The 5,609-nt window shown below is 48.8% G+C and carries 2 tRNA genes and 3 rRNA genes; all 5 read right to left on the bottom strand.

Annotated features, from left to right (window positions below):
- Nucleotides 1-12 precede the first annotated feature (12 nt).
- Nucleotides 13-127, bottom strand: a 5S ribosomal RNA gene (gene rrf, locus V6C11_RS02780).
- 201 nt (nt 128-328) lie between these two features.
- A 23S ribosomal RNA gene (locus tag V6C11_RS02775) occupies nt 329-3,222 on the bottom strand.
- A gap of 419 nt (nt 3,223-3,641) precedes the next feature.
- Nucleotides 3,642-3,717: transfer RNA gene (locus V6C11_RS02770), tRNA-Ala, on the bottom strand.
- Nucleotides 3,718-3,762: 45 nt separating this feature from the next.
- Nucleotides 3,763-3,839, bottom strand: a tRNA-Ile gene (locus V6C11_RS02765).
- Nucleotides 3,840-3,899: 60 nt separating this feature from the next.
- Nucleotides 3,900-5,437: ribosomal RNA gene (locus tag V6C11_RS02760) — 16S ribosomal RNA — on the bottom strand.
- The 16S, 23S and 5S rRNA genes sit together here with 2 tRNA genes alongside, the layout of an rRNA operon.
- Nucleotides 5,438-5,609 lie beyond the last annotated feature (172 nt).

The following is a 5,609-nucleotide window of genomic DNA, read 5'->3' as shown; positions in this document are numbered from 1 at the left end:
TTTCGAATAATGAGCTGGCGATGACTTACTCTCACATGGGTAACCCCACACTACCATCAGCGCTAAGAGGTTTCACTTCTGAGTTCGGGAAGGGATCAGGTGGTTCACTCTTGCTATGGTCGCCAGCACAACTGTTATGACTTTGCATTTGGTCTTATTCACATCTTTTGATGTTTGCCGTTGCTTGGTCAAATGAGTTATTAACAGGTATATCTGAGTTGCAGTAGTTTGTTCGTTCAGCGTAACTAAATCAAGTCACTTTGTTTAATATCGAATCAATTGATCCTCACTTCTTTCGAAGTTCGTACAACAACTGTTTGGGTGTTGTATAGTCAAGCCTCACGAGCAATTAGTATTGGTCAGCTTCACATATCACTATGCTTCCACATCCAACCTATCAACGTCGTAGTCTTCAACGGCTCTTTAGGAGACATAAAGTCTCGGGGAAATCTTATCTTGAGGTAGGCTTCCCGCTTAGATGCTTTCAGCGGTTATCCCTTCCGAACATAGCTACCCGGCGATGCCACTGGCGTGACAACCGGTACACCAGAGGTTCGTCCACTCTGGTCCTCTCGTACTAGGAGCAGATCCTCTCAAATTTCCAACGCCCACGGTAGATAGGGACCGAACTGTCTCACGACGTTCTAAACCCAGCTCGCGTACCTCTTTAAATGGCGAACAGCCATACCCTTGGGACCTGCTTCAGCCCCAGGATGAGATGAGCCGACATCGAGGTGCCAAACACCGCCGTCGATATGAACTCTTGGGCGGTATCAGCCTGTTATCCCCAGAGTACCTTTTATCCGTTGAGCGATGGCCCTTCCATACAGAACCACCGGATCACTAAGACCTACTTTCGTACCTGCTCGACTTGTGGGTCTCGCAGTTAAGCGCGCTTTTGCCTTTATACTCTACGCGTGATTTCCGACCACGCTGAGCGCACCTTCGTACTCCTCCGTTACTCTTTAGGAGGAGACCGCCCCAGTCAAACTACCCACCAGACATGGTCCTCGTCCCGGATAACGGGACAGAGTTAGAACCTCAATATTACCAGGGTGGTATTTCAAGGACGGCTCCATCGCAACTAGCGTCGCGACTTCAAAGCCTCCCACCTATCCTACACAAGTAAGATCAAAGTTCAATGTCAAGCTGCAGTAAAGGTTCACGGGGTCTTTCCGTCTAGCCGCGGGTACACCGCATCTTCACGGCGAATTCGATTTCACTGAGTCTCTGCTGGAGACAGCGCCCCCATCATTATGCCATTCGTGCAGGTCGGAACTTACCCGACAAGGAATTTCGCTACCTTAGGACCGTTATAGTTACGGCCGCCGTTTACTGGGGCTTCGATCAAGAGCTTCGCTTACGCTAACCCCATCAATTAACCTTCCAGCACCGGGCAGGCATCACACCCTATACGTCCACTTTCGTGTTTGCAGAGTGCTATGTTTTTAATAAACAGTTGCAGGGGCCTGGTTTCTGAGGCTGTCGGCCGCTCAAGGAGCAAGTCCTATCACAGACAACAGCGTACCTTCTCCCGAAGTTACGGTACCATTTTGCCTAGTTCCTTCAGCAGAGTTCTCTCAAGCGCTTTGGTCTACTCGACCTGACCACCTGTGTCGGTTTCGGGTACGATTCCTGTGTAACTGAAGCTTAGAGACTTTTCCTGGAAGCATGGTATCAGCCACTTCACTGTACAAGTACAGCTTGCTATCAGTTCTCAGCATAGAGTACCCCGGATTTGCCTAAGATACATGCCTACAACCTTCCACCTGGACAACCAACGCCAGGCTGACTTAACCTTCTCCGTCCTCTCATCGCATTACACAGAAGTATTGGAATATTAACCAATTTCCCATCGACTACGCCTCTCGGCCTCGCCTTAGGGGTCGACTCACCCAGCCCCGATTAACGTTGGACTGGAACCCTTGGTCTTTCAGCGTGCGAGTTTTTCACTCGCATTGTCGTTACTCACGTCAGCATTCGCACTTCTGATACCTCCAGCAGACTTCTCAATCCACCTTCATCGGCTTACAGAACGCTCCCCTACCACGCATAATAAATTATGCATCCGCAGCTTCGGCATATAGTTTTAGCCCCGTTACATCTTCCGCGCAGGCCGACTCGACTAGTGAGCTATTACGCTTTCTTTAAAGGGTGGCTGCTTCTAAGCCAACCTCCTAGCTGTCTATGCCTTCCCACATCGTTTCCCACTTAACTATAATTTTGGGGCCTTAGCTGGCGGTCTGGATTGTTTTCCTCTTGACTACGGACGTTAGCACCCGCAGTCTGTCTCCCGGATAGTACTCATTGGTATTCGGAGTTTGCATCGGTTTGGTAAGTCGGGATGACCCCCTAGCCGAAACAGTGCTCTACCCCCAATGGTATTCGTCCGAGGCGCTACCTAAATAGCTTTCGGGGAGAACCAGCTATCACCAAGTTTGATTAGCCTTTCACCCCTATCCACAAGTCATCCCCTGGCTTTTCAACGACAGTGGGTTCGGTCCTCCAGTTAGTGTTACCCAACCTTCAACCTGCTCATGGATAGATCACCTGGTTTCGGGTCTATACCCAGCAACTAAACGCCCTATTAAGACTCGGTTTCCCTACGGCTCCCCTATGCGGTTAACCTCGCTACTGAATATAAGTCGCTGACCCATTATACAAAAGGTACGCAGTCACCGAACAAGTCGGCTCCCACTGCTTGTATGCATGCGGTTTCAGGATCTATTTCACTCCCCTCACAGGGGTTCTTTTCGCCTTTCCCTCACGGTACTGGTTCACTATCGGTCAGTCAGGAGTATTTAGCCTTGGAGGATGGTCCCCCCATATTCAGACAAGGTTTCACGTGCCTCGCCCTACTCGACATCATCATATAAGCCCTTTCGTGTACAGGACTATCACCGTCTACGGTCGCACTTCCCAGAGCGTTCCACTAGAACTTATATGACTTAATGGGCTCTTCCCCTTTCGCTCGCCGCTACTGAGGGAATCTCAATTGATTTCTTTTCCTAAGGGTACTGAGATGTTTCACTTCCCCTCGTTCGCCTTGCAACACTATGTATTCATGTTGCAATACCTACCTTATGGTAAGTGGGTTTCCCCATTCAGACATCTCCGGATCACAGGATATTTGCCGCCTCCCCGGAGCTTTTCGCAGGCTATCACGTCTTTCATCGCCTCTGACTGCCAAGGCATCCACCACATGCACTTAATTACTTGACTATACAACCCCAAACAGTCGTTTATCCTTACAAGTGGGATAAGCAACAGATTGTGATGATCTCTCATCACGCTCATACAGTTGGCGTTTCGTAGATTTAACTACTGTACAGCTTCAATTAGATTCATATACCAAAACGCTTGATTCAGTTAATTTCGCTAGAACTCATTTCTTGTAGTTGCCTACTTGAAACGAGTTTGAACAAATTATTTCAACTCAAATATATTCTGTTAATGATTTTTCCAGCCTTCGTCAGGTCAGGAAACTGTGATAAATCACAGAGATTATCAAGTCCGCGTATCATAACGCTTGTACTTGTTAATCTCTAGGATCTCATCACTTGATCGCTTAAGGACTAAACTAACAATCAACTGATTGTCTATTTATTAGCTTTTGTCTTTATACATTCCGTAGGAATGTATGGTGGAGACTAGGAGAGTCGAACTCCTGACCTCCTGCGTGCAAAGCAGGCGCTCTACCAACTAAGCTAAGTCCCCAGCTTATCAATAAGTCAATGTATCTTTTCTTCTGTAGTCAGATAGTGGTGGGTCTGACAAGACTTGAACTTGTGACCCCACGCTTATCAAGCGTGTGCTCTAACCAACTGAGCTACAGACCCTCAGATACATCGTATGAAGAACAACTTGTTGTGGATTCTTACCAATCGTCAATCTTTCGTTAAGGAGGTGATCCAGCCGCAGGTTCCCCTACGGCTACCTTGTTACGACTTCACCCCAGTCATCTGCCACACCGTGGTAAGCGTCCCCCCTAAGGTTAGACTACCTACTTCTGGTGCAACAAACTCCCATGGTGTGACGGGCGGTGTGTACAAGGCCCGGGAACGTATTCACCGCGGCATTCTGATCCGCGATTACTAGCGATTCCGACTTCATGGAGTCGAGTTGCAGACTCCAATCCGGACTACGATCGGCTTTTTGAGATTAGCATCCTCTCGCGAGGTAGCAACCCTTTGTACCGACCATTGTAGCACGTGTGTAGCCCTGGTCGTAAGGGCCATGATGACTTGACGTCGTCCCCGCCTTCCTCCAGTTTGTCACTGGCAGTATCCTTAAAGTTCCCGGCTTAACCCGCTGGCAAATAAGGAAAAGGGTTGCGCTCGTTGCGGGACTTAACCCAACATCTCACGACACGAGCTGACGACAGCCATGCAGCACCTGTATGTAAGTTCCCGAAGGCACCAATCCATCTCTGGAAAGTTCTTACTATGTCAAGACCAGGTAAGGTTCTTCGCGTTGCATCGAATTAAACCACATGCTCCACCGCTTGTGCGGGCCCCCGTCAATTCATTTGAGTTTTAGTCTTGCGACCGTACTCCCCAGGCGGTCTACTTATCGCGTTAGCTGCGCCACTAAAGCCTCAAAGGCCCCAACGGCTAGTAGACATCGTTTACGGCATGGACTACCAGGGTATCTAATCCTGTTTGCTCCCCATGCTTTCGCACCTCAGTGTCAGTATTAGGCCAGATGGCTGCCTTCGCCATCGGTATTCCTCCAGATCTCTACGCATTTCACCGCTACACCTGGAATTCTACCATCCTCTCCCATACTCTAGCCAACCAGTATCGAATGCAATTCCCAAGTTAAGCTCGGGGATTTCACATTTGACTTAATTGGCCACCTACGCGCGCTTTACGCCCAGTAAATCCGATTAACGCTTGCACCCTCTGTATTACCGCGGCTGCTGGCACAGAGTTAGCCGGTGCTTATTCTGCGAGTAACGTCCACTATCCAAGAGTATTAATCTCGGTAGCCTCCTCCTCGCTTAAAGTGCTTTACAACCAAAAGGCCTTCTTCACACACGCGGCATGGCTGGATCAGGGTTCCCCCCATTGTCCAATATTCCCCACTGCTGCCTCCCGTAGGAGTCTGGGCCGTGTCTCAGTCCCAGTGTGGCGGATCATCCTCTCAGACCCGCTACAGATCGTCGCCTTGGTAGGCCTTTACCCCACCAACTAGCTAATCCGACTTAGGCTCATCTATTAGCGCAAGGCCCGAAGGTCCCCTGCTTTCTCCCGTAGGACGTATGCGGTATTAGCATCCCTTTCGAGATGTTGTCCCCCACTAATAGGCAGATTCCTAAGCATTACTCACCCGTCCGCCGCTAGGTCAGATAGCAAGCTACCTTTCCCCGCTCGACTTGCATGTGTTAAGCCTGCCGCCAGCGTTCAATCTGAGCCATGATCAAACTCTTCAGTTTAATACTATGTAGTGCCTTAAAGGGCACCAATCTTGGCTCATCAATTTTCTGACAAATATTTCTCAAATAAACTTCGAGTAATTTCTACCATCAATCAATGAAAATAATTTCGATCAATCAACCAGTAAAAATCCACACAAGTTGTTCTTCATAATCTCTTAATGATCTTCTT

Source organism: Desulfotomaculum sp. 1211_IL3151 (genome assembly GCF_036763075.1).
GTDB lineage: Bacteria > Bacillota > Desulfotomaculia > Desulfotomaculales > Desulfotomaculaceae > Desulfotomaculum.
Note: the sequence above shows the minus strand (reverse complement) of the source record. Positions and strands in the feature narration are given on the sequence as shown.